This is a genomic window from Xylophilus sp. Leaf220 (genome assembly GCF_001421705.1).
GTDB lineage: Bacteria > Pseudomonadota > Gammaproteobacteria > Burkholderiales > Burkholderiaceae_C > Xylophilus.
This window is the reverse complement of the sequence record NZ_LMKO01000023.1, coordinates 313,257-334,710: the sequence shown is the minus strand read 5'-3', so window position 1 is coordinate 334,710 and position 21,454 is coordinate 313,257. Positions and strand designations below refer to the sequence as shown.

General features: G+C 65.0%; 20 protein-coding genes and 1 tRNA gene. 11 read left to right on the top strand and 10 right to left on the bottom strand.

Going from position 1 to position 21,454, the window contains the following annotated elements; genetic code table 11:
• The first annotated feature begins 16 nt into the window (after window positions 1-16).
• The 3 genes from ASE76_RS20165 to ASE76_RS20155 are packed head-to-tail and all read left to right on the top strand — an operon-like array spanning window position 17 to window position 3,175.
• Complete coding sequence (locus ASE76_RS20165; protein ID WP_082448632.1) at window positions 17-1,192, top strand: SIR2 family protein; 1,176 nt, start codon at window positions 17-19, stop codon at window positions 1,190-1,192.
• Complete coding sequence (locus ASE76_RS20160) at window positions 1,189-2,964, top strand: ATP-binding protein (protein WP_082448630.1); 1,776 nt, start codon at window positions 1,189-1,191, stop codon at window positions 2,962-2,964. Before ASE76_RS20165 ends, ASE76_RS20160 begins: the two co-directional genes overlap by 4 nt.
• 1 nt (window position 2,965) lies before the next feature.
• On the top strand, window positions 2,966-3,175 hold the full coding sequence (locus ASE76_RS20155; RefSeq protein WP_082448609.1) for a KTSC domain-containing protein: 210 nt from the start codon (window positions 2,966-2,968) through the stop codon (window positions 3,173-3,175).
• Between the two features lie 44 nt (window positions 3,176-3,219).
• Here ASE76_RS20155 and ASE76_RS20710 read toward each other — a convergent pair whose 3' ends face one another.
• The gene (locus ASE76_RS20710; protein ID WP_156362804.1) at window positions 3,220-3,405 is read right to left on the bottom strand and encodes a hypothetical protein; all 186 of its coding nucleotides are present in this window, start codon (window positions 3,403-3,405) and stop codon (window positions 3,220-3,222) included.
• Between the two features lie 78 nt (window positions 3,406-3,483).
• On the opposite strand from ASE76_RS20710, the gene ASE76_RS15370 reads away from it, so the two are divergent.
• Window positions 3,484-4,890, top strand: coding sequence for a DUF2130 domain-containing protein (locus ASE76_RS15370; protein WP_055841249.1), 1,407 nt, complete (start codon window positions 3,484-3,486; stop codon window positions 4,888-4,890).
• A gap of 128 nt (window positions 4,891-5,018) precedes the next feature.
• Here the strand turns inward: ASE76_RS15370 and ASE76_RS15365 are convergent, their stop codons facing one another.
• Window positions 5,019-6,212 carry a Fic family protein gene (locus tag ASE76_RS15365; protein ID WP_055841246.1) on the bottom strand — a complete coding sequence of 398 codons (1,194 nt, stop codon included), beginning with the start codon at window positions 6,210-6,212 and terminating at the stop codon, window positions 5,019-5,021.
• A 268-nt stretch (window positions 6,213-6,480) separates the two neighbouring features.
• On the opposite strand from ASE76_RS15365, the gene ASE76_RS15360 reads away from it, so the two are divergent.
• Window positions 6,481-6,990, top strand: coding sequence for a DUF1993 family protein (locus ASE76_RS15360; RefSeq protein ID WP_055841243.1), 510 nt, complete (start codon window positions 6,481-6,483; stop codon window positions 6,988-6,990).
• A 4-nt stretch (window positions 6,991-6,994) separates the two neighbouring features.
• Here ASE76_RS15360 and ASE76_RS15355 read toward each other — a convergent pair whose 3' ends face one another.
• Window positions 6,995-7,936, bottom strand: a complete 942-nt coding sequence (locus tag ASE76_RS15355) for a GSU2403 family nucleotidyltransferase fold protein (protein WP_055841239.1) — start codon at window positions 7,934-7,936, stop codon at window positions 6,995-6,997.
• Window positions 7,937-8,206: 270 nt separating this feature from the next.
• Between ASE76_RS15355 and ASE76_RS15350 the strand changes: the two genes are divergently transcribed.
• Window positions 8,207-8,593, top strand: coding sequence for a VOC family protein (locus ASE76_RS15350; RefSeq protein WP_055841236.1), 387 nt, complete (start codon window positions 8,207-8,209; stop codon window positions 8,591-8,593).
• A 37-nt stretch (window positions 8,594-8,630) separates the two neighbouring features.
• On the opposite strand, the gene ASE76_RS15345 is transcribed toward ASE76_RS15350, so the two are convergent.
• From ASE76_RS15345 to ASE76_RS15335, 3 genes are read right to left on the bottom strand one after another with little or no spacing between them, the layout of a single operon-like run.
• Window positions 8,631-9,182, bottom strand: a complete 552-nt coding sequence (locus ASE76_RS15345; protein WP_055841233.1) for a TPM domain-containing protein — start codon at window positions 9,180-9,182, stop codon at window positions 8,631-8,633.
• 1 nt (window position 9,183) lies between these two features.
• Window positions 9,184-10,200, bottom strand: coding sequence for a YgcG family protein (locus ASE76_RS15340; protein WP_168389265.1), 1,017 nt, complete (start codon window positions 10,198-10,200; stop codon window positions 9,184-9,186).
• Between the two features lie 6 nt (window positions 10,201-10,206).
• The gene (locus ASE76_RS15335; RefSeq protein ID WP_055841230.1) at window positions 10,207-10,800 is read right to left on the bottom strand and encodes a LemA family protein; all 594 of its coding nucleotides are present in this window, start codon (window positions 10,798-10,800) and stop codon (window positions 10,207-10,209) included.
• A gap of 169 nt (window positions 10,801-10,969) precedes the next feature.
• On the opposite strand from ASE76_RS15335, the gene ASE76_RS15330 reads away from it, so the two are divergent.
• The 3 genes from ASE76_RS15330 to ASE76_RS15320 all read left to right on the top strand — a co-directional run bounded on the left by ASE76_RS15330 (window position 10,970) and on the right by ASE76_RS15320 (window position 13,139).
• Window positions 10,970-11,422, top strand: coding sequence for a nuclear transport factor 2 family protein (locus ASE76_RS15330; RefSeq protein WP_055841226.1), 453 nt, complete (start codon window positions 10,970-10,972; stop codon window positions 11,420-11,422).
• Between the two features lie 53 nt (window positions 11,423-11,475).
• Window positions 11,476-12,456, top strand: coding sequence for a YheT family hydrolase (locus ASE76_RS15325; RefSeq protein WP_055841223.1), 981 nt, complete (start codon window positions 11,476-11,478; stop codon window positions 12,454-12,456).
• A 116-nt stretch (window positions 12,457-12,572) separates the two neighbouring features.
• The gene (locus ASE76_RS15320; RefSeq protein ID WP_055841221.1) at window positions 12,573-13,139 is read left to right on the top strand and encodes a DUF2946 family protein; all 567 of its coding nucleotides are present in this window, start codon (window positions 12,573-12,575) and stop codon (window positions 13,137-13,139) included.
• Window positions 13,140-13,299: 160 nt separating this feature from the next.
• On the opposite strand, the gene ASE76_RS15315 is transcribed toward ASE76_RS15320, so the two are convergent.
• The 4 genes from ASE76_RS15315 to ASE76_RS15300 form a co-directional block, all read right to left on the bottom strand.
• On the bottom strand, window positions 13,300-14,193 hold the full coding sequence (locus tag ASE76_RS15315) for a cytochrome c5 family protein (protein WP_055841217.1): 894 nt from the start codon (window positions 14,191-14,193) through the stop codon (window positions 13,300-13,302).
• Window positions 14,194-14,423: 230 nt separating this feature from the next.
• Window positions 14,424-15,914, bottom strand: coding sequence for an efflux transporter outer membrane subunit (locus ASE76_RS15310; RefSeq protein ID WP_055841214.1), 1,491 nt, complete (start codon window positions 15,912-15,914; stop codon window positions 14,424-14,426).
• On the bottom strand, window positions 15,901-19,074 hold the full coding sequence (locus ASE76_RS15305) for an efflux RND transporter permease subunit (RefSeq protein WP_055841211.1): 3,174 nt from the start codon (window positions 19,072-19,074) through the stop codon (window positions 15,901-15,903). Before ASE76_RS15305 ends, ASE76_RS15310 begins: the two co-directional genes overlap by 14 nt.
• Window positions 19,075-19,086: 12 nt before the next feature.
• Window positions 19,087-20,412, bottom strand: coding sequence for an efflux RND transporter periplasmic adaptor subunit (locus ASE76_RS15300; RefSeq protein ID WP_055841209.1), 1,326 nt, complete (start codon window positions 20,410-20,412; stop codon window positions 19,087-19,089).
• 208 nt (window positions 20,413-20,620) lie between these two features.
• On the opposite strand from ASE76_RS15300, the gene ASE76_RS15295 reads away from it, so the two are divergent.
• Together ASE76_RS15295 and ASE76_RS15290 are read left to right on the top strand one after the other, a co-directional pair.
• The gene (locus ASE76_RS15295; RefSeq protein WP_055841205.1) at window positions 20,621-21,283 is read left to right on the top strand and encodes a TetR family transcriptional regulator; all 663 of its coding nucleotides are present in this window, start codon (window positions 20,621-20,623) and stop codon (window positions 21,281-21,283) included.
• A gap of 91 nt (window positions 21,284-21,374) precedes the next feature.
• Window positions 21,375-21,450: transfer RNA gene (locus ASE76_RS15290), tRNA-Arg, on the top strand.
• The last annotated feature ends 4 nt before the right edge of the window (window positions 21,451-21,454 follow it).

Sequence of the window (21,454 nt, the reverse complement as noted above, 5' to 3'; positions counted from 1 at the left end):
TATGGAAATAGACCAAATGGAAAACACAGCGCACAACCCGGATCAACAGATGTTTGGACTGAGACAAATCGCGACGAATGGGAAGAAGAGAATTGGGCTATTGATAGGCGCAGGCGCCCCAGTTAGCATTAATGTTGGAACTAAGGGCGAATGGGAGCCGCTTATTCCAAACATCGCTGGCTTAGAAAAAATGGTGATTAAAAAGCTAAGCATCGCGGATGAAAAAGTCTATGCGTCAATCAAAGCATCTATCAACAACCCAAATCTAGAGAAGATTCTTTCAAGAGTCCGGATGCTGGCCGAGGTTGTCGGAGCCGATAAAATTTTTGAATACACTTCAAAAGATTTTATAGCCTTATCAAAATGCATCTGCGATGTAATCCGCGATGTGGTGGGTAAAGATCTGCCGATGCCAGCTAATCCATTTTCCGAAGTGGTCTCTTGGATAAATGGAATTAATCGGAAGTACGGCGTGGAGATATATACGACTAACTACGACCTACTTTTTGAAAGCGCTTTAGAAAGGGCCAAAACACCATATTTCGACGGGTTTAGTGGCTCAAAGAGCGCTTTTTTTGACCCTTCGAGCATCTCAAAAAATGACTTGCCATCTAGGTGGGTAAGACTGTGGAAGCTTCATGGATCTATAGGTTGGGAGAGTAACGATGCGGGCGAAATCGTTCGGGTCCCCAATTCTACAAACGCCAATATGGTCTATCCATCTCATATCAAGTATGACCAAACACAAGCAGCACCATTTTCGTCATTGTTCGAAAGATTGAAAGACTTTCTAAATGAGCCAGATGCTTTTCTGATGTCAAGTGGGTTTTCGTATGCCGACGCACATATCTCTTCCAAAGTACTTGAATGTCTCCTTGCTAACCCATCGGCTGCGTTGTTTGCCTTTCAATTTGGAACCCTTGCCGAGGAGAAAAATGTCATAGATTTGGCGCTGAAGTGTCCCGGAATCAGCGTATTTTGTAGCGATGGGGCGATCATCAATGGTATTCAAGCCAAATGGAAAATTGGCACACCTCCGACAAAAAATTGGCACGAAATACGAGCGGAGTATTATAAAGACGATAAATTTCTATTGGGTGACTTTAAGAAATTCGCCAGATTTCTGGCTACAGCAGGCAGTGACATTTCTCAAGATTCAATAGTCGAAACAGAAGTGGGAACCGCCGTATGACAGCTCAACCAACCATACTTGGAATAGTCACAGGAGTTTCCAGTTCATCCGTTTCCGTTGATCTAGCCATCTCTGTTGAGTCTGGGATAGTGGTCCTCGAGGGTAGAAATTATCGAATCGGTCAAGTTGGTAGCTTTGTAAAAATTCCACTTGGATATAACCACTTGTACGGAGTGATATCTGAATCAAATGAATCATCCACTGTCGACCTAAAAGCAGGCCTATCCAAAGATCGAAAATGGATCAAAGTAGAGCTTGTTGGTGAGTCGCTTGGCGATTCGTTTGACCGAGGAATTAGTGAATATCCCAGCATCGGCGATCAGGTCCACTTTGTAGTTGACAGCGACCTGAAAAATATCTTTAAAAAATCTTCTAAAAGTCAGTTCAACATAGGTCGACTTTCTAGTTCGGAGGGGATTGGTGTAAGTCTTGACCTAGATAAGTTGATAGCGAGACATTCGGCAGTTCTCGGCTCAACTGGTTCTGGAAAATCAACCAGCACGGCCAGCTTGCTCAGATCGATCGTTCTACGAGACGAAAAAGTTGCGCTACCTTCCGCAAGAATTCTTCTCATTGATATACATGGTGAATATGCATCTGCATTGAAGGATGTTGCAAAAGTATTTTCCGTTTTACCTTCGAATGAAAATCAACTCTACATCCCCTACTGGTGCGTCTCTCCCGACAAGCTGCTTGAATTCCTCTGCAATAATCCAAACGAGTCTCAAAAATCTCAATTTTTAGACAAAGCCGTAGATGATAAGAAATATTCAATTATTAAAAATGACATTGCTGGAATTGACCCGGCCAAGGTAACGAGCAGCACTCCTTTACCCTATCGAATTAGAAAAATGTGGTATGACTTGTCTTATGAGGACGGGATCAATTGGCAAGATTTAAATATGACCGTACCTGCGTATGCAGTCGGCGGGGAGGGAGACTTCTCGAACTTAATTGGTCCCAAATTTCAACCTCCCGGCCCTGGCGCGTCGCTGCCCAAAAAAGGCGGCTCGGGGGTAATGAAGAGGCAGCTTGAAATGATGAGGTCACGACTGATTGACACTCAGTATTCCTTTCTTCTCGAACCAGGTCCATGGAATCCAGACGCAGATGGCAAGGTTGAAAAGGACTTGGACGATTTGATTGAGGATTGGATTGGCCATGAAAAACCAATTACAATTTTTGACCTGTCTGGAATGCCATCTGCTCGGCTTAGTCTATTACTCGGTTCCGTTTTGGATTTGATCTTTGAGGCTGCAATTTGGGGAAGAAACCTTAAGGAAGGTATGAGGCATCGGCCATTGTTGGTCGTATTGGAAGAAGCGCACAGATACCTAGGAAAGGCGGAACCAGGGCTGGCCAAAGAAATGGTTCAGCGAATCGCCAAGGAAGGCAGAAAGTTTGGCGTCGGCGCGATGATTGTCAGTCAGCGCCCCTCTGAAATTGACGAAACGATCCTGTCGCAGTGCGGAACAATAATTTCCCTAAGAATCAATAACACGACTGATCGCGGAATTGTTAAGGCGGCAATGTCTGAAGGACTGGCTGGAATTATCGATTCATTGCCGGTATTGCGTACAGGAGAAGCAATCATCGTGGGTGAAGCCGCACAGCTGCCTACGCGCTGTCGATTCGATATGCTTCCTGAAGACAAATATCCGAACAGCAGCGACCCAAAAATTGCTGAACGATGGGGAGAGCCAGTTGGCAATGAAATCTATGCAGATTTAGTTGCCGCTTGGCGAAATCAAGAAACGAAACAAAAGGACTGATATGCAACGCCACCCAGTAAGCTCAACTAATCTTGCCTCTGTGGGCTACGACCTGCCTAGCCAGACACTGGAGGTCGAGTTCAATTCGGGAAGTGTCTACCAATACTTTGATGTGCCTGAGCATGTGCATCAAGAATTGCTAGCTGCGGGATCGGTTGGGTCATATTTTGCAAGATCAATAAAAAACTCATTTGCGTGCTCTAAAGTTTGACTCGTGATCAAGCCGTGATGAGTTCTTGAGTCTCTGGCGGCTAATCAAATGACTAGCCGCGAGTTCCCAATTCCGCCACCCCTCTCCACCATGATCTGCGCAGCAATCCGCTCTTCCATCGATTTGATGTGACTGATGATGCTAATCATCTTCCAGCGGGTCGAGGGTGATAAGCGCAATGTCCAAGGTGTCGCAGTAAAGGCCTCATCGACACCGGTTTGCTGCACCATGGGCGGTCGCCAGACCCTGCATAGGGACCGGTATGCTCAGGCAGCTACCAGCTCAGCAAAAAAATAGGTCCAGTCGCCATGCATGAAATCATCTGTCCACACTGCAGCAAAGCCTTCAAGATCGACGAAGCGGGTTACGCGAACATTCTCAAGCAGGTGCGCGATGGCGATTTTGACAAGCAGTTGCACGAGCGGCTGGAGCTGGCAGAGAGGGAAAAGCGCGACGCGATTGCCTTGGCCGAGGCCAAGATCGCCAATGAGCTGCAGAAAGCCGCGGCCGTCAAAGACACGGAGATTCAGGCGCTGAAGGCCCAGCTCGACGCGGGCGAGGTGGCGAGCAAGCTGGCGCTGGCCGAGGCCTTGGGCACCGTAGAAAAGCAGCGCGATGCCATCGCCAACGAGTTGGCGCAGTCCAAACTGGCGCAGCAAACTGCCATCCAGTTGGCCGAGTCCAAGCTGGCTCATGAGCTGCAAGGGGTTGCCGCCAAAAAGGACGCTGAAATTCAGGCGCTGCAAGCCAAGCTGGAGGCTGGCGACGTGGCGCGCCAGTTGGCCGTGAATGAAGCCATAGGTGTGGTCGCCCGGGAGCGCGATGGTTTGAAAAATGACCTCAACCTTATCACTGTGAAAAATCAGTTGGAAGAAAAAGCGCTCAAGGAAAAATACGAGGTGCAGATCAGGGAGCGCGATGGCGCGATCGAGCGCCTGCGGGACATGAAGGCGCGGCTATCGACCAAGATGGTCGGTGAAACCCTGGAGCAGCACTGCGAAATCGAGTTCAACCGCATCCGTGCAGCCGCCTTTCAGCGGGCGCATTTTGAGAAAGACAACGATACCCGCACCGGCAGCAAGGGCGACTACATTTTTCGCGACACGGACGAGTCGGGCGCCGAGATCGTCTCCATCATGTTTGAGATGAAGAACGAAAGCGCTGAAACAGCGACCAAGAAGAGGAACGAGGATTTTCTGAGAGAGCTGGACAAGGACCGCACGGAAAAGAAGTGCGAATACGCGGTGCTGGTGTCCCTGCTTGAGCCGGAGAGCGAGTTGTACAACAGCGGCATCGTCGATGTCTCGCACCGCTATCCGAAGATGTATGTGGTGCGCCCGCAGTTCTTTGTTCCCCTGATCACGCTGCTGCGCAATGCCGCTTTGAACTCCATGAAGTACAAGTCCGAGCTGGCACTGGTGCGCTCGCAGAACGTGGACATCACGAAGTTCGAAACCCAACTCGACGAATTCAAGACGGCGTTTGGGCGCAATTGGCGCCTCGCCTCCGAAGGTTTTGAAGAAGCCATCAAGCGCATCGACGAAGCGATCAAGGACCTGGAGAAGACCAAGGAAGCGCTGCACAAGTCAGCGAACAATCTGAGGCTTGCCAATGACAAGGCCGACGATCTGACGATCAAAAGGCTCACACGGGGCAACTCCACGATGGCGGCAAAGTTTGCAGAGCTGCCCGGGCGCATTACCCCAGCAGAGTAGGGCGCGATGGGCTGCTCATCCATCGCACATTCCGTGGGCTTTCTACAGGGTCACCGTCTGCTTTGCGGCGCTTTGTTTTTGATAGCTACTTGCCGTTGTCATATACCGGCTAGAGGCCAATCTCCCTCTCAAACATTCGCCGAATCTGCCTCCGCCTCAGGCCACAACTGCGGAAACATGAAACGCAGCGCATGCTGCGGTAACCCAAAGCGCACCTTGCCTTGCGGCGAGTCGGACTTGAGCAGGCCGCGCTTTACCAGTGCGCCCAGCGCATCGGTGGCGCCCCGGTCGCTCATGCCCAGCAGGGCTTTGAAATCACCGCGCGGCATCTCGTCGCCACTCAAGAACAGGTAGTGCAGGCCGCGCAGCGCCTCCTGGCGCACGCCTTGTTTGCGCACGGTGGCCTCGAACACCAGACAGGCTTCGATGCGATTCTTGATGGTCTCGAAGTCGAGCAGGCTGTGCATGAAGCGGACCTGGTCCAGGCAGGTGTCCATCACGTAATCCGCCCACGCGATCAGGGCCTGCTCGCTCAGGTTGCCGCGCCCGTCCAGGTCGCCGCGGCGCAGGCTGTCGGCGTCGGCCAGCAGCGCGTAGTAGCGCTCGGTGCTGCGGGCGAAGCCGCGCAGGGGCGACCACAGGCCGCCGGTGTAGCCCATGGCCGTGAGCCAGGTATGGGTGTGCAGCCGCATCACGCGGCCGTTGCCATCGACGAAGGGGTGCACCCAGCCCAGCCGCTGGTGCGCGCAGGCCAGGGCCACCAGGGCCGCCTCGCCACGGCGCACGCCGCCGTAAAAAGCGGCCCAGCGCTGCAGAAACAGGGGCACGGTGGCGTGCGCTGGTGCCACATGCTGGCCGACGCGCACGTCGCGCTGGCGCAGGGTGCCCGGTGCGATGGGCTCTTGCGCGGGCGTGAGCAGGTCGGCGGCGGGCAGGCGGGCGAACAAAACGCGGTGGATGTCTTGCAGTGAGGCTGGCGCATACAGGGCGGCAGCGCCTTCGGGCCCGGCGTAGCGCTGTTCCAGCGTCTGCTCGGCCTCGATGTGGGCCAGAGCCAGCCGCTGTTTGGCGGCCAGCGTTACGTCGGTAGAGAAGTCTTGCCGCAGCGCCTGGTCGATCTCGTGCGGGCGGGTGTGCTGCCCCTCGATGCGGTTGGTGTAGTACGAGTTCATGTTGCGCAGCAGGCTGCGCAGCTCCGGCGGCGCCCGGGTGCCCGCCAGGGCCGTGGCCAGCCGAGAGAGGTCGTGCGCCTTGGCCAGCAGGGGCTCCATGCGGGCGTCGGCGGGCAGCAGTGGCTCGAACTGGTGGACTTCGGTGTACATCTATCTATTTTGCCAAGATGGATAGTGAATTAAGTATCTGATTCGGAATGAATTATTCCGTTTTTGCCAAAGTTTTTGCCAAGTTTTTTGTAGAGGTGCTTTCATTGTTCACTGCGGCCCCACCGGCGCGGGCTACATTGGCCTCCCTATCGGTGATCCCGTAGCGGCTGCGCACCGCGCCCGGATCCTGCGCTGCAGTACGGCAGCCTGCCGGTGTCGCCTCTCTTTGTTCACTCTCAAAAACCCAACAACCCACCGGACCCACACCATGACCCCCACCCTCTACACCCACTCCGTCCCCGTCCTGAAGCAGATGCTCACGGCCCTGAAAGCCATCCTCGCGCAGGCCGCCGACCATGCCGCCGCCAAGTCGATCGAGCCCGATGCCTTCCTGCAGGCCCGTCTGGCGCCCGACATGTTTCCGCTGCTCAAGCAGGTGCAGATCGCCGCCGATTTCGCGCGGGGCATCGCGGCGCGGCTGGCGGGTGTGGAGGTGCCGAAGTTCGAGGGCCACGAGAAGAGCTTTGCCGACCTGGATACGCTGCTGGCGCAAACGCTGGCGTTCCTGGACAGCGTGGATGCGGCCCGGTTCGCAGGCAAGGAAACCGCCGAGATCGTGCTGCGCCCCGGCACGCCCAAGGAGAAGAAGCTGAGCGGCCAGGCCTACCTGGCCCACTACGGTCTGCCGCAGTTCTTCTTCCATGTGACGACGGCGTATGCCCTGCTGCGCCACAACGGTCTGCCCATCGGCAAGCGCGATTTCATGGGCGCTTATTGATCGCTCACAGCGGAGGCAGGTACTGCGCCAGCAACGCCTGCGCCGTGTCGGCCTGCAGCACATCGCGGCGGCGTTTGAGGGGGTCGCGGTCGCCTTGCCCGGCCATCCACCGTTTGAATGCTGCGAACGTGGCCGGGTGCACCGTATGCATGCGCGCCATGGTGCCGTTGGTGGCGACGATGACGGCAGAGAAGGCAGGCGAGTCCAGGAGCACATTGGCGCGGCGGGCCTGCGCCACCCAGAAGTCGTCGTCCTCCTCGCTCAGCTTGATGGGGTGCGGGTCGTCGCCGGTTTGCTCGTGGCGGATGATGTCGACTTCGAAACCGTCCTTGTTCACCGCGGTGTATTTCTGGCTTTTGCGGATGCGAAAGCTGCTATCGACTTTTTTCAGCACACCCAGCATCGAACTGTCGACCCGCGCCAACTGGGTGGCGAAAAGGATGCGCTTTCGGGTGTCCCACAGCAGGTCGATGTCGCGGGTGGCTAGCGCGTCAGGGTCGAGTCGAACGCCAGCGGCGGCTTCGTAGGCATACAGCGCGTGGGTGCCGACCACCCGGAAATGCGGACTCAGGTGGGTGCTCGCCAGGCGGCCCAGCAATGCCACCACCAGCGGGTCCACCCGGCCCACCCGCAGCGCACGGTTCAGGCGCTGGTGCTGGTCCAGCGCGGCCTTGAGGCCCGTCAGTCGCTCGGCACTGTCGCGTTTTCGCTGGGTAAAGCGCTGGTAGATGGCCTCGGTCTCGGGTGAGCGGGCGCCCAGGCTGGTTTCGGCCCCGGCAGGCGTGGTACGGACGAGGTACTTGGCGTCGGGCGCCGCCGCAGGGCCTGCGTGCCAGTACATGCCGCCCCGCACCTGCGCCGCCTCGTCCTGCGCTTCCTCCAGTGCCTCGAAGACGGCCACAGCATCAATGTATTGACGGGCGACGGCAGGGCTGATCTCGGTCATCTCGGTATGTTTCGATGTTTTCTGTTTTTATACCGAAATTCGTTTGATAGCAAAAGGTTAGCAATAACCGATCACCTTCTCACGGCGATCGCCTGCCAAAATCGTGCCGGTGCCGGATGCGGATCGAAACCGGGGCCGTTGTTCCTGCAATACGGCTCACAAATGCCCACGACCCGCCGCTGCAGCCGCACCTCCGTGACTGCTCGACCCCTGTCAGCCCCTTACGATTCTCAACAGCCACCATCGGCAAGCCCCTCTGGAGACACACCCATGTTCAGCCATGTCATGGTCGGCGTAAGCGACCTCGAAAAATCGAAGCGGTTCTACGACGCCCTGCTGGGCACGATCGGCGTCGCGCCGGGCGTGGCCAACAAGAACCGGTATTTCTATCGCAGCCCCACCGGCACCTTCGCCATCTCCACCCCGATCGACGGCGCGCCGGCCACGCACGGCAACGGCAGCACCATCGGGTTCCTGGTGCAGTCGCCGGAGCAGGGCGATGCGTTCCATGCGGCGGGCATCGCGGCGGGCGGCACCACCTGCGAAGACCCGCCGGGTTTTCGCGACGGCCCGGCCGGGCACCTCTACCTGGCCTACCTGCGCGACCCCGACGGCAACAAGCTCTGCGCCCTGCACCGGCCGCCGAAACCGGCATGAAAAGTGCCCCCAGCCGGCGCTCTGCGCCGGCCGGCAGCTATTCTTTCAATAGCGGATTGCCGGAGAGCACCGGCGCGTTGGGCAGCTCGTTGGGCCGCACGGCCGTGCCGCCGCCGGGCGTCGGCTCCAGCGGGAAGTGTTCGACCAGCAGGGCCGACACCTCTTCCAGCGCCTGGGTCAGCCCGTCTTCGTAGCGGCCGGCGCCGAAGGCATCGCCCATGTGGGCGACCAAGTGCTGCCACTGGGCGCTGGTCACGTGGCGGTTCAGGCCCCGGTCGGCGGTGATCTCGATGGCGTGGTCGGCCAGCAGCAGGTAGATCAGCACGCCGTTGTTGTGCTCGGTGTCCCACACCCGCAGCTTGCCGAAGAGGGTGATCGCCCGCTCCCGGGCGGTGGCGCCGCGCCATAAATAGCTGGTGGGCAGGCCCGCCTCGACGCAGATGCGGATCTCGCCGGTGTGGCGCTTCTCGCTGGCGGCCACGCGGCGCATCAGGCGGTCGACCAGCGCGGGCGGGATAGCCCGGTGGGTGTCGCGGTCGTCCTGCCAGCGGTGGCGCAGGATGCGCGCCAGGGTTTTGATCAATCCCATCTCACCAGTCCCCCGAGGCGCCGCCGCCACCGAAATCGCCACCGCCGCCCGAACTGAATCCACCGCCGCCGCCAGCGCCGCCTCCCATGCCGCCCATGCCGCCCATGCCGCCGCTGCTCCAGCCGCCCACGCTGCCGGCGCCGGTGCCCAAATGGCCGGGCAGGGTGTTGCCCAACGGGCCGGTGCGGGCCAGCAGGCCGAACAGCAGCGCGATGACGGCGGCGATGCCGGCCATCACCAGGCTCAAAGTGAACAGGAAGGCGATGGCGCCGACCAGCGCGCCGCCGGCGATGGCGCCCACCGGCCGGCCCAGGAAGCGGCGCAACACCGCCGCCAGCACCGGTACCGCCACGAACAGGAACACCGCCGCATCGAACCACTGGAAGCCGAGCGGGCTGCGTTCGCGCTCGGTCGGCTCGCCGTCGATCGAGGCCTGGGCCGCATCGGGCCGGCCGGCGTTGGGCGTGGGCAGGGCCTCGGCGCGGATGCGGGCCTCCAGCCGGTCCAGGGCCATCGCCAGGCCGGCGGCATAGTCGTCGCGGCGGAAGGCCGGGGTGATGGCTTCGTCGATCACTTCCTTGGCCGCCAGGTCGGGCACCGCGCCTTCGAGCGCCTTGGCCACCTCGATCCGCACCTTGCGGTCGCGCTTGGCGACCACCAGCAGCAGGCCGTCGCCGATCGCCTTGCGGCCGATCTTCCAGGCGTTGGCGACCCGGTTGGCGTAGCCGGCGATGTCTTCGGCCCCGGTGCTCTGCACCATCAGGATCGCCACCTGCGAGCCGGTGGCCTGCTCGAAGACCACCAGCCGTTCTTCCAGCGATTTCTTCTGCTCGGCGCTGAGGGTGTTGGTGCCGTCGATCACGTGGCCGCTCAGGGGCGGCACCGGCAGCAGCTTCTGGGCCTGCGCGCCGAGCGGCGCCAGTGCCAGCAGCAGGGCGGCCAGGACCAGCCCGAGGAGCAGCCGGCCGCGCCGCACCAGCAGCGCCAGCGGCAGGGCAGGGGAAAACGTCAGATGCATCGGCACTTATTTCTTGGCGGGGCCGAAGTCCACCGCGGGCGGGGTGGAGATCTGGGCCTCGTTCTGCACCGTGAAGCTGGGCTTGGGCGGGTAGCCGAAGATCTTGGCGGTGAGGTTGGTGGGGAAGCTGCGGGCCTTCACGTTGTACTCCTGCACCGCCTGGATATAGCGGTTGCGGGCCACGGTGATGCGGTTCTCGGTGCCTTCCAACTGCACCCGCAGGTCGCGGAAGGCCTGGTTGGCCTGCAGCGTGGGGTAGTTCTCGGAAACGGCCAGCAGGCGCGAGAGGGCGCCGGTCAGCTGCGCCTGGGCCTGCTGGAAGCGCTCGAAGGCCTGCGGGTCGTTGAGCGTCTCGGGCGAGATCTGGATCGAGGTGGCCTTGGCGCGCGCCTCGACCACCTTGGTGAGCGTGTCCTGCTCGAAGTTGGCCTGACCCTTGACGGTGGCGACGATGTTGGGGATCAGGTCGGCGCGGCGCTGGTACTGGTTGAGCACCTCGCTCCAGGCGGCCTTGGTCTGTTCGTCCAGGCGCTGGAAGTCGTTGTAGCCGCAGCCCGAGAGGGCGAGCGTGGCGAGCAGGAGCAGGAAGAAACGGCGCATGGAAGTCACTCGTGTTGCAGTACGGGAGGGGCAGAGGATAGCGGGCGCGGGCGTACTCTGCCGTTTCGGGCGGCGGCCGCCGCATCCATTTGTGTCGGGCCGTCCTACACTCGTGGCCCTTGCCACCCCGGCGCCCGCCCTGCACGCGCCCCGTCCACTCCCGCTGCCCATGACCACCGCACCGCTCCGCGCCGCCACCGTCGGCGGCACCGCCGACGACATCGAGGCCCTGTTCTACGACGCCCTGCGCAAGGGCGACATCGCCCAGCTGATGGCCTGCTGGGCCGACGAGGACGACATCACCTGCGTCCACCCCGGCGGCCCCCGCATGACCGGCGCCGGCGAGATCCGCGCCGCCTTCGAGGCGATGTTCGCCCACGGCACGCTGCAGGTCCGCACCGAGGGCCTGCGCCGGGTGCAGGCCCTGGCCAGCGCGGTGCACACCCTGGTCGAGCGGATCGCACTGGACCTGCCCGACGGCCGGCGCGAGGCCTGCGTGGTGGCCACCAACGTCTACCACAAGACCGCCCAGGGATGGCGCCTGGTGACCCACCACGCCAGCCCCGGTACCGCCGAGGAAGCCCAGCACACGCCCGCCGGGTCGGCGCCGGTGCTGCACTGAGAAACTCCGAAGAAAAAGTGCCTGCAGCCGGCGTACGGCGCCGGCCACCAGCTATGAATTATGTAGCGCCTGCCTGGCTGCCGGGCGGCCATCTGCAAACCATCTGGGCCGCCCTCTACGGCCGCCGCGGCCCCGGCACGCCACCCGCCTACCGGCGCGAGCGCTGGGACACGGCGGACGGGGATTTCGTGGACCTGGATTTCGCGGTCGGGGCGGGGGCCGACGAACGCCCGCTGCTGGTCCTGTTCCACGGCCTGGAAGGCTCGTCGCGCAGCCACTATGCCGAGACCTTCGCCGCCATGGCCGCGGCGCGCGGCTGGGACTATGTGGTGCCGCACTTCCGCGGCTGCGGCGGCACGCTGAACCTGGCGCCGCGCGCCTACCACTCGGGCGACTTCGGCGAGATCGGCTGGATCCTGGAGCGGCTGCGCGCCGGCCGCCGCGGGCCGCTGCTGGCGGTCGGCATCTCGCTCGGCGGCAACGCGCTGCTGCGCTGGACGCAGGAGGCCGGTGAGGGCGCCGCCCGCACGGTGGCGGCCGTCGCCTCGGTCTGCGCGCCGCTGGACCTGGCGGCCGGCGCCGCCGCCATCGGCCGCGGCTTCGGCCGGCACGTCTACACCCGCATGTTCCTGGCGAGCATGAAGCCCAAGGCGCTGGCCAAGCTGGCCCAGCATCCGGGCCTGTTCGACGGCGAGGCCCTGCGCGCCGCCCGCGACCTGCACGCCTTCGACGACGTCTTCACCGCGCCGCTGCACGGCTTTCGCGATGCCGAGGACTACTGGCGCCGCTGCTCCGCCGGCCCGCACCTGGGCGCGATCCGGGTGCCGGCCCTGGTGCTGAACGCCGCCAACGACCCGTTCGTGCCCGCTGCCTCGCTGCCGCCGCCGCCGGGCGACGCGCGTGCGCCGGTCACCCTCTGGCGGCCCGCCACCGGCGGCCACGTCGGGTTTCCGGCGGGCTTGCCGCCCGCGCACGTGCGGGCGATGCCCGAGGCGGTGGCCGGCTGGCTCGCCGGGCAGTTGAACGGGCGCTGAGGGGCGGCCCTGGCACCAGGAAAGACGGTGGAAGGACCGAGGTGAGACGGAGCAAGGCTTCCACCCTGCAGCCTTCTGATACCGCCCGGCACGCGCCCCTCCCCAATAATGGCCCGATGGACGACATCGTGAAGCAGGCCATCGCCAAGTGGCCCAACGTACCCGACTGCTACGGCTGGCTGGGCCTGGACGCCCGGGGCCAGTGGTTCATGCGCGACGACGGCACCCAGGCGGCCGGCCCTTTCGCGGGCGCGGGGGCGACCGAGGCGAGCCGCGGCTCGCTGCTGCGGCACGAGAAGCTGGTCGATTTCATCCAGCGCAACTACGAAGCCGATGCCGAGGGCCGCTGGTTCTTCCAGAACGGGCCGCAGCGGGTCTACGTCGAACTGGCGGCGACGCCGTATGTCTGGCGGGTGGCCGAGGGCCTGGATGTGAGCGCCCATACCGGCACGCCGGCCCGGGTGCAGCGCTGCCTGGTCGACGAGCAGGGGCGTGTGTACCTCGACACCCACATCGGCTTCGGCCTGGTCCACTCGCTCGACATGGCGCTGGTCGGCGACGCGGTGGAGCAGGGCCTCTGGGTGCCGCAGGAGGTGCATTCGGCGGATCTGCCGCAGCGCTTCGGCTACATCGCCAGCCCCGCAGAACAGCCCGCCCCCAAGCGCACCGGCATACCCGGGTAAAAGCGGTCGCCCATGAAAAAGCCGGTCTCAAGACCGGCCTTTTCCCCAACCACGTCCCGCACGCCGCTCCCCCTCAGGGATGCCGCGGATCCGGCTCTGCCGGTCCGCCGGCATCGCCCCCTCGCAGGGGAAGGCGCAGCGCGCAGCCTGGGAGTGGTCTCTACTTGACCGCAGCCGCCATGTATTCGACGACGGCGCGGATCTCGGCGTCCGATGCCTGGGTGCCGCCGCGCGGCGGCATCGCGCCCTTGCCGGCGATGGCGATCTTGGTCATGCCGTCGATGCCGTCCTTCAGGCGCTCGGCCCAGGCGGCCTTGTCGCCGAACTTGGGCGCGCCGGCGACGCCGGCGGCGTGGCACAGCTGGCAGGCCTGCTTGTAGAGCGCCTCGCCCGCGCCGCCACCGGCTGCCGCCACGGCGACCGGTGCGGGCGCCGGCGTGGCGGCGGCGGCCGCGGTGGCAGCCGCAACCGGCGCGACCGGTGCAGCAGCGGGGGCCGTCGCCATCGGTGCCGCGGCAGCGGCCGCAGGGGCTGCGCCGTCGGCCGCCGCCGGGGCTGCTGCGCGATCGGGCACCGGGAAGCTGGCGCCGGCCGCATTGGCCATGTAGACCACCGCGCGGCCGATCTCCACGTCGTCGAAGTCGCCGCCGCCCTGCGGTGCCATCGCGCCCTTGCCGGCCAGGGCCGAGTGCAGCAGCGCGTCGTAGCCGGTCTTGATGCGGGCCGCCCAGGCGCCGGCATCGCCGAACTTGGGCGCGCCGGCCACGCCTGCACCGTGGCAGGTCACGCACTGGGCCTTGAAGACTTCCTCGCCGCCCTTGAGCGGGCGGTTGGCGTCGCGGATCTCCACCGTGCCGACGCGCTGGATGCGGGCGTCGGCCGCCTTGGCGAGGTCGCTGGCACCGGCGGCGGGCTTGTTGGCGGACACCACGAACATCACCAGGCCGATGATGATGAAGATCGGGATCACGAACGAGAAAAACACCGTGATCAACAACTGCTTCGGGTTCTTGACCGGGCCGCTGTGGGCTTCTTCGTGGATGGTGTCGCTCATGGCGTCCTCAATATGGATCGTGGGCTTTGAAAAATCAACCTTTCATTATAGACAGCGACCCCCCAAAACGCCCCGTTTTGGCGCCCTCTGCGGGTCTCCCCCAGGGTGCCCGTGCCGCAGGCCGGCAGGGGGGAAAGGCGCCCTGCCGGACGTGAAAACGCCGGCGCGGGGCCGGCGTTCAGTGAGGAGGCCGCCGCGTCCGGCCGTCGCCGAAAGCAGGGCAAGCGCGGTCAGCGCGTGGCGGTAGGCGCGGCCGGTGCGGCCGCGGCCACCGGCACCGCGGGCGGCTCGGTCCAGCCGCCGCCCAGCACCCGGTACAGCGTCACCTGGTTCTGCAGCTGCAGCAGGCGCGTCTGCACCGCCAGTTGCTGCGCGGTGAAGAGCGAGCGCTGGGCGTCGAGCAGGTCGAGGTAGCTGGAGACGCCGTTCTTGTAGCGCAGGTCCGACAGGTTGAACCGGATCGATTCGGCCTGCGCCTGGGCCTGCTGGGCGCGCAGCTGCTCGCCGAGCGTGGCCCGGCCGGCCAGTGCGTCGGCCACTTCGCGGAAGGCGGTCTGGATGCTCTTCTCGTACTGCGCCACCGCGATGTCGCGCCCGGCGGTGGCCGAGGCCAGGCCGGCCCGGTTGCGGCCGGCGTCGAAGATCGGCAGCAGCAGCTGCGGCGCCAGGGTGAAGCCCCAGGAGCCGCTCTTGAACAGGCCGTCGAGTTCGTTGCTGGCGGTGCCGGCCTGGGCGGTCAGCGCGATCCGCGGGAAGAAGGCCGCGCGCGCCGCGCCGATGTTGGCGTTGGAGGCCAGCAGCAACTGCTCCGACTGGCGGATGTCCGGCCGGTTGACCAGCAGCTCCGACGGCAGGCCGGCGGGCAGTTCGGCCAGTTGGGGCGCATCGGCCAGCCGCAGGCGGGCGGTTTCGGCGCGCAGGTCCTCGGGCAGCGACTGGCCCAGCAGCAGCACCAGGGCGTTCTCGTCCTGGGCGCGCTGGCGCAGCTGCTGCGCCAGGGTGGCGCGGGCGGTCTCGGTCAGCGATTCGGCCTGGCGGAAGTCCAGCTCCGAGGCGACGCCGTTGTCGAGCCGCAGCTTGGTCAGGCGGATCGATTCCTCCCGCGTGGCGACGGTGCGGCGCGACAGGTCGATCAGCTCCTCGTCGGCCAGCAGCGCCAGCCAGCCGTTGGCGACCGCCGAGACCAGGCTGATCTGCGCGGCCTTGCGGCCCTCGTCGCTCGCCAGGTACTGGGCCAGCGCCTGTTCCTTCAGGCTGGAGAGCCGGCCGAAGAAATCGATCTCCCAGGCGCTGACGGCCAGCCCGACGTTGAAGGAGTTTGTCAGGTTGCCGTTGACGAGGTTGGGCGCCCGTTGCGCGGTCGACGACAGGTTGACCGTCGGGAACAGGTTGGCGCGCTGGATCTGGTACTGCGCCCGCACCTGCTCGACGTTGAGCATCGCCAGCCGCAGGTCGCGGTTGTTGTCGAGCGCCAGGCCGATCAGGCGGCGCAGCCGCTCGTCGGCGAAGTAGTCCTGCCAGGGCAGGTCGGCCGCGCGGGCCACCGGGGCCTGCGGCGAACCGGCGGCGGCGAAGGCCACGTTCGACGGCCAGTCGGCCGCCACCGGCGCCTCGGGCCGCTCGTAGGCGGGGATCATGCTGCAGCCGGCCAGCAGCAGGGCGGCCGCCAGAAGGCCCAGCGAAAGGGGCGCGCGCCGCGCCCGGCGATCAGACTTGTTCATCGTTGGCATGGCCGCCCCCCATTCCCGCATGCTTGGCATGCTCTTCATACATATGTTGCTGGCGCTTGCTGCCCTTGAAGAAGGAGCGCACCACCACGAAGAAAACCGGCACGAAGAACACCGCCAGCACCGTGCCGGTCAGCATGCCGCCGATCACGCCGGTGCCGATGGCCCGCTGGCTGGCCGAGCCCGCGCCCGAGGCCAGGAACAGCGGCACCACGCCCAGCATGAAGGCCATCGAGGTCATCACGATCGGGCGGAACCGCAGGTGGGCCGCTTCGAGCGCAGACTCGACCACGCCCTTGCCGGTCGCCTGCAGGTCCTTGGCGAACTCGATGATCAGAATCGCGTTCTTCGCCGACAGGCCGATGATGGTGATCAGCCCCACCTGGAAGTAGACGTCGGCGTTGTACTTGCGCAGCAGAGTGCCGATCACCACGCCCAGCACGCCGAGCGGCACCACCAGCAGCACCGCCACCGGGATCGACCAGCTCTCGTAGAGCGCGGCCAGGCACAGGAACACCGCCAGGATCGAGAAGCCGTAGAGGATGAAGGCCTGCGAGCCCGCCAGCTTTTCCTCGCGCGAGATGCCGCTCCATTCGAAGCCGAAGCCCGCGGGCAGCTTCTGGGCGATCTTCTCCATCGCCAGCAGGGCGTCGCCGCTGCTGTAGCCGGGGGCGGCGTCGCCCTCGATCCGCATCGCCGGATAGCCGTTGTAGCGCACCGTCTGCATCGGGCCGGATTCCCACCGCGTCGTGGCGAAGGCCGACAGCGGCACCGGCTGGCCCTGCGCGTTGACCGCGTTGAGCCGCAGGATGTCGGCCGGCTGCATCCGCTCCGACGCATCGGCCTGCACCACCACCCGCTGCAGCCGTCCGTTGTTCGGGAAATCGTTGATGTAGGCCGAGCCGAGGTTGGCCGAGATCGTCTGGTTGATCGAGGCGAAGCTCACGCCGAGGGCGTTGGCCTTGTCGCGGTCGATCTCCAGCCGCAGCTGCGGCGCGTCCTCGATGCCGTTGGGCCGCACCTGCGCCAGCGCCGGGTCCTTCGACGCCATGCCCAGCACCTGGTTGCGCGCGGCGACCAGGGCCTCGTGGCTGTTGCCGGCGCGGTCCTGCAGCATGAACTTGAAGCCGGTGCCGGTGCCCAGTTCGGGAATCGCGGGCGGCGACAGCGGGTAGATGAAGGCGTCGCGGATGCCCGAGAGCGCGCCGAACGCGCGGCCCGCCAGGGCGGATGCCGAATTGCCGGCCTCCTTGCGTTCGTCCCACGGCTTGAGCGTCACGAAGGCGAGCGCCGCGTTCTGGCCCTGTCCGGAGAAGCTGAAGCCCAGCACGCCCACCATGCTGGCCACTTCGGGCTGCTTGAGCATGAAGCCCTCGACCTGCTCCATCACCGCCACCGCGCGCTGCTGGGTCGCACCCGGCGGCAGCTGCACGTTCACGATGATGTTGCCCTGGTCCTCGTTGGGCAGGAAGCCGCTGGGCAGGCGCAGGTACAGCACGCCCACCACGCCGAGCAGCAGCAGGTAGACGATGGCCGAGCGGCCGGTGCGGCGCAGCATGCGCGACACGAAGCCTTCGTAGCGCTTGGCGCCGCGGCTGAAATGGCGGTTGAACCAGCCGAAGAAGCCGCGCTTCTCGTGGTTGTGGCCGGCTTCCACAGGCTTGAGCAGCGTGGCGCAGAGCGCCGGCGTGAGCGACAGGGCCAGGAAGGCCGAGAACGCGATCGAGGTCGCCATCACCACCGAGAACTGGCGGTAGATGTTGCCGACCGAGCCGGAGAAGAAGGCCAGCGGGATGAACACCGCGATCAGCACCACGGTCACGCCGATGATGGCGCCCGAGATCTGCGACATCGCCTTGCGCGTCGCCTCCAGCGGCGGCAGGCCTTCCTCGCTCATGATCCGCTCGACGTTCTCCACCACCACGATCGCGTCGTCCACCACGATGCCGATCACCAGCACCATGCCGAACATCGTCAGCACGTTGATCGACAGGCCGAGCGCCAGCATCACCGCCACCGTGCCGGTGAGGGCCACCGGCACCACGATGGTCGGGATGATCGTGTAGCGCCAGTTCTGCAGGAACAGGAACATCACCAGGAACACCAGCACGATGGCTTCGACCAGCGTGTGCGCCACCTGGGTGATCGAGATCTGCACGAACTCGGAGCTGTCGTACGGGATCTGCCACTTCACGCCCGAGGGGAAGAACTTCTCGAGCTCGCCCATGCGCGCGCGCACCGCCTTGGCCACGCCCAGCGCGTTGCCGGTGGGGGTGAGCTGCACGCCCATGCCGACCGCGGGCTTGCCGTTCAGGCGGGCCGAGGTGGCGTAGGCCTGCGCGCCCAGCTCGACGCGGGCCACGTCCTTCAGGCGCACGGTGGCGCCGTTGGTGTTGGCGCGCAGCACGATGTTGCCGAACTGCTCGGGCGAGGTGAGCTGGCCCGACACCACCACGGTGGCGGAGATCGCCTGCTCGGCGATGTTGGGCAGGTCGCCGATCGAGCCGGCCGAGACCTGCGCGTTCTGCGCGGTGATCGCGCTGGTCACGTCGGCCACCGACAGGTTCAGGCCGGTCAGCTTGGTCGGGTCGATCCAGATGCGCATGGCGCGCTCGGTGCCGAAGAGCTGGACCTGGCCGACGCCGTCGATCCGCTGCAGTTCGGGCACCAGGTTGCGGGAGGCGTAGTCGCCCAGCTTGATCACGTCCTGCGCCGGATCGTCCGACGACAGCATCATGAACAGCAGGAAGTTGTTGCGCGACTTGTCGACCCGCACGCCCTGCTGCGTCACCGCGGCGGGCAGCCGGGGCGTGGCGCGCGAGAGGCGGTTCTGCACGTCCACCTGGGCCAGGTCGGGGTTGGTGCCGGGCGCGAAGCTCAGCGTGATCGAGCCGGTGCCGTTGGCCTGGGCCACCGTCTCCATGTAGAGCAGGCCGGGCGAGCCGTTCATCTCGCGCTCGATCACCGCCAGCACGCTGTCCTCGAGCGTCTTGGCCGAGGCGCCGGGATAGGTGGCGTTGACCACCACCGCGGGCGGCGCGACCGCCGGGTACTGCGCGATCGGCAGCTGCGTGATCGCGACGCCGCCTGCCACCAGCAGGAAGAGGGCGATCACCCAGGCGAAGATCGGCCTGTCGATAAAGAACTTTGCCATCGGTGCTGCTCCTTACTTGGTCGCCGGCGCCGCGGCCGGTTCGGCGGCCTTGGCGGCGGAGCCGGCGTCGGCAGCGGCGGGTGCGCCGGCGGCCGGGGCCGCGGTGCCTTGCGCGGGGGCCGCGGGCGCGGCGCCCTGCGGTGCCGGCGGGGTCCACGGCACCGGCTTGACCGGCGCGCCCGGCGGCAGCATCTGCAGCTTCTGGAAGCCGTCGACCATCACCTGCTCGCCGCCCTTCAGGCCGTCGAGCACCACCCAGCTGGCGCCCTTGGAGTCGCCCAGCACCACCTTGCGCTTGCTCATCTTGCCCTCGGCGTCGACCAGCGTCACCGTGTCGCCGTCGGTGGTGCGGGTCACCGCCTGCTGCGGCAGCAGGATCGCGTTCTTGGCCTGGGCCTGCTCCAGGCGCACCCGGACATAGAGGCCCGGCAGCAGCTGGCCGGTGGGGTTGGGCACCTCGGCGCGCAGGGTGATCTGGCCGGTGGTGGAGTCCACCGTCAGGTCGGAGAACAGCAGGCGGCCGTCGCGGCCGTATTCGCTGCCGTCTTCCAGCACCACCCGGATGCTGGCGGCTTCGGCGCCGCTGGCGCGCTTGAACTTGCCGCTCTGCAGCGCGTTGCGCAGCTTCATCACCTCGGTGGCCGACTGGGTGAAGTTGACGTAGACCGGGTCGATCTGCTGGATCACCGCCAGCTGGGTGCTCTCGCCCTGGCCGACCAGCGCGCCTTCGGTCACCAGCGCGCGGCCGATGCGGCCGGCGATGGGGGCGGTGACGCTCGCGTAGTCGAGGTTGATCTTGGCGGTCTGCACGCCGGCGCGGGCCACGGCGACGTCGGCCGCGGCCTGCTTCTGCGTGGCCTGGGCGTTCACGTAGTCCTGGCGGCTGATCGCATTGGCCTCGACCAGCGGCTTGTAGCGCTCGGCCGTCGCGGTGGCCTGGGACAGGTTGGCCTCGGCCCGGGCCAGCGAGGCCTGCGCGCTCTGGAATGTGGCGGCGTACGGGGCGGAATCGATCTGGAACAGCGGCTGGCCGGCCTTCACGTCGCTGCCTTCCTTGAACAGCCGCTTCTGCACGACGCCGGCGGCGCGGGCGCGCACCTGGGCGATCCGCGAGGCCTCGACCCGGCCGGGCAGCTCGGTGACCAGACCCACGTCGCCCAGCTGCACCGTCACCACGCCGACCTGGGGCGGCGGCATGCCGCCGCCCGGAGGCGCACCGGCGGCCGGCGCCGCGTCCTTCTTGCCGCAGCCGGCCAGAAGCAGCACCAGCACCGCCGCGACGGCGAGCGTGGTGGGAGTCAGGGACAGGCGGGGCGGGGCGTCGCGCAAGGCAAGCATCGGAAATCCTTCCAGGGGTCGGAGCAGGGCGGAAACGAAAGACGGCAGCGGTGCCAAGTCGCACTGCTGCCATCGGGATAAGGGAAAACAGGCGCAGTATACATACAATCATGAATGTATAAAGACAGCAGCCGCTGCCGCTCCGTTCCCAGACAACGGCATTTGCCCCCGGCGAAAGCCAAGCACATTCCACACCGAAAGCCGCCGCATGGCCCGTAGAACCAAGGAAGACGCCCTCGCCACCCGCTCCCAGTTGCTGGACGCGGCGGAGCGGCTTTTCCACGACCAGGGCGTCTCCCGCACCGCCCTGAACGACATCGCCGTCGCCGCGGGCACCACCCGCGGCGCCATCTACTGGCATTTCAAGGACAAGGCCGACCTGTTCAACGCGATGATGGAGCGGGTGACCCTGCCGCTCGAGAACGCCATCGGCCGGGTGGGCGCCGACCCCGAGGACGACCCGATCCAGCAGATCCGTGACGCGCTGCAGCATGCGCTGCGCGTGGTGACCCACGACGTGCAGGTGCGCACCGTGTTCGAGATCGCCACCCACAAGGTCGAATACGTCGGCGAGCTGCAGGCGGTGCGCGACCGGCACCTGGCCGTCCGCACCGAGTGCCTGGCCCGCATGGCCGAGGGCCTGCGCCTGGCCTTCGCCCGCGCCGGCCGCCCGCCGCCGATCACCTGCGAGATGGCCGCCCACGGCCTGCACGCGATGGTCGACGGCCTGATCCAGAACTGGCTGCTGCTGCCCGGCGAGTTCGACCTGCAGGCCGCCGGCGCCGCGGTGTTCGACATCTACCTGGCCGGCATGGGCCTGGGACCGGCGGTCGCGGCGCCGGTTCCGGCAGAGGAGCCGGTGTCTATTTGAGGTGCGCCGTGGCGCGGCTTCGCGCCTTTTGCGCCAACGGGCCTTCCGATAGGCGATAATCTCGGGCTGCCCGGATCCTTGCCGGGCACATGCGGCTGTAGCTCAGTGGATAGAGTATTGGCCTCCGAAGCCAAGGGTCGTGGGTTCGATCCCCGCCAGCCGCACCAGTTT

Excerpts from the sequence above, each read along its gene's own strand:
- ASE76_RS20710 (WP_156362804.1), bottom strand. The coding sequence starts at position 3,405 with ATGGTGCAGCAAACCGGTGTCGATGAGGCCTTTACTGCGACACCTTGG.
- ASE76_RS20165 (WP_082448632.1), top strand. The coding sequence starts at position 17 with ATGGAAAACACAGCGCACAACCCGGATCAACAGATGTTTGGACTGAGA.
- ASE76_RS20155 (WP_082448609.1), top strand. The coding sequence starts at position 2,966 with ATGCAACGCCACCCAGTAAGCTCAACTAATCTTGCCTCTGTGGGCTAC.
- ASE76_RS15315 (WP_055841217.1), bottom strand. The coding sequence starts at position 14,193 with ATGAGCGACACCATCCACGAAGAAGCCCACAGCGGCCCGGTCAAGAAC.
- ASE76_RS15355 (WP_055841239.1), bottom strand. The coding sequence starts at position 7,936 with ATGACCGAGATCAGCCCTGCCGTCGCCCGTCAATACATTGATGCTGTG.
- ASE76_RS15350 (WP_055841236.1), top strand. The coding sequence starts at position 8,207 with ATGTTCAGCCATGTCATGGTCGGCGTAAGCGACCTCGAAAAATCGAAG.
- ASE76_RS15360 (WP_055841243.1), top strand. The coding sequence starts at position 6,481 with ATGACCCCCACCCTCTACACCCACTCCGTCCCCGTCCTGAAGCAGATG.
- ASE76_RS15305 (WP_055841211.1), bottom strand. The coding sequence starts at position 19,074 with ATGGCAAAGTTCTTTATCGACAGGCCGATCTTCGCCTGGGTGATCGCC.
- ASE76_RS15330 (WP_055841226.1), top strand. The coding sequence starts at position 10,970 with ATGACCACCGCACCGCTCCGCGCCGCCACCGTCGGCGGCACCGCCGAC.
- ASE76_RS15325 (WP_055841223.1), top strand. The coding sequence starts at position 11,476 with ATGAATTATGTAGCGCCTGCCTGGCTGCCGGGCGGCCATCTGCAAACC.
- ASE76_RS15295 (WP_055841205.1), top strand. The coding sequence starts at position 20,621 with ATGGCCCGTAGAACCAAGGAAGACGCCCTCGCCACCCGCTCCCAGTTG.
- ASE76_RS15310 (WP_055841214.1), bottom strand. The coding sequence starts at position 15,914 with ATGAACAAGTCTGATCGCCGGGCGCGGCGCGCGCCCCTTTCGCTGGGC.
- ASE76_RS15335 (WP_055841230.1), bottom strand. The coding sequence starts at position 10,800 with ATGCGCCGTTTCTTCCTGCTCCTGCTCGCCACGCTCGCCCTCTCGGGC.
- ASE76_RS15365 (WP_055841246.1), bottom strand. The coding sequence starts at position 6,212 with ATGTACACCGAAGTCCACCAGTTCGAGCCACTGCTGCCCGCCGACGCC.
- ASE76_RS15370 (WP_055841249.1), top strand. The coding sequence starts at position 3,484 with ATGCATGAAATCATCTGTCCACACTGCAGCAAAGCCTTCAAGATCGAC.
- ASE76_RS15300 (WP_055841209.1), bottom strand. The coding sequence starts at position 20,412 with ATGCTTGCCTTGCGCGACGCCCCGCCCCGCCTGTCCCTGACTCCCACC.
- ASE76_RS15340 (WP_168389265.1), bottom strand. The coding sequence starts at position 10,200 with ATGCATCTGACGTTTTCCCCTGCCCTGCCGCTGGCGCTGCTGGTGCGG.
- ASE76_RS15320 (WP_055841221.1), top strand. The coding sequence starts at position 12,573 with ATGGACGACATCGTGAAGCAGGCCATCGCCAAGTGGCCCAACGTACCC.
- ASE76_RS20160 (WP_082448630.1), top strand. The coding sequence starts at position 1,189 with ATGACAGCTCAACCAACCATACTTGGAATAGTCACAGGAGTTTCCAGT.
- ASE76_RS15345 (WP_055841233.1), bottom strand. The coding sequence starts at position 9,182 with ATGGGATTGATCAAAACCCTGGCGCGCATCCTGCGCCACCGCTGGCAG.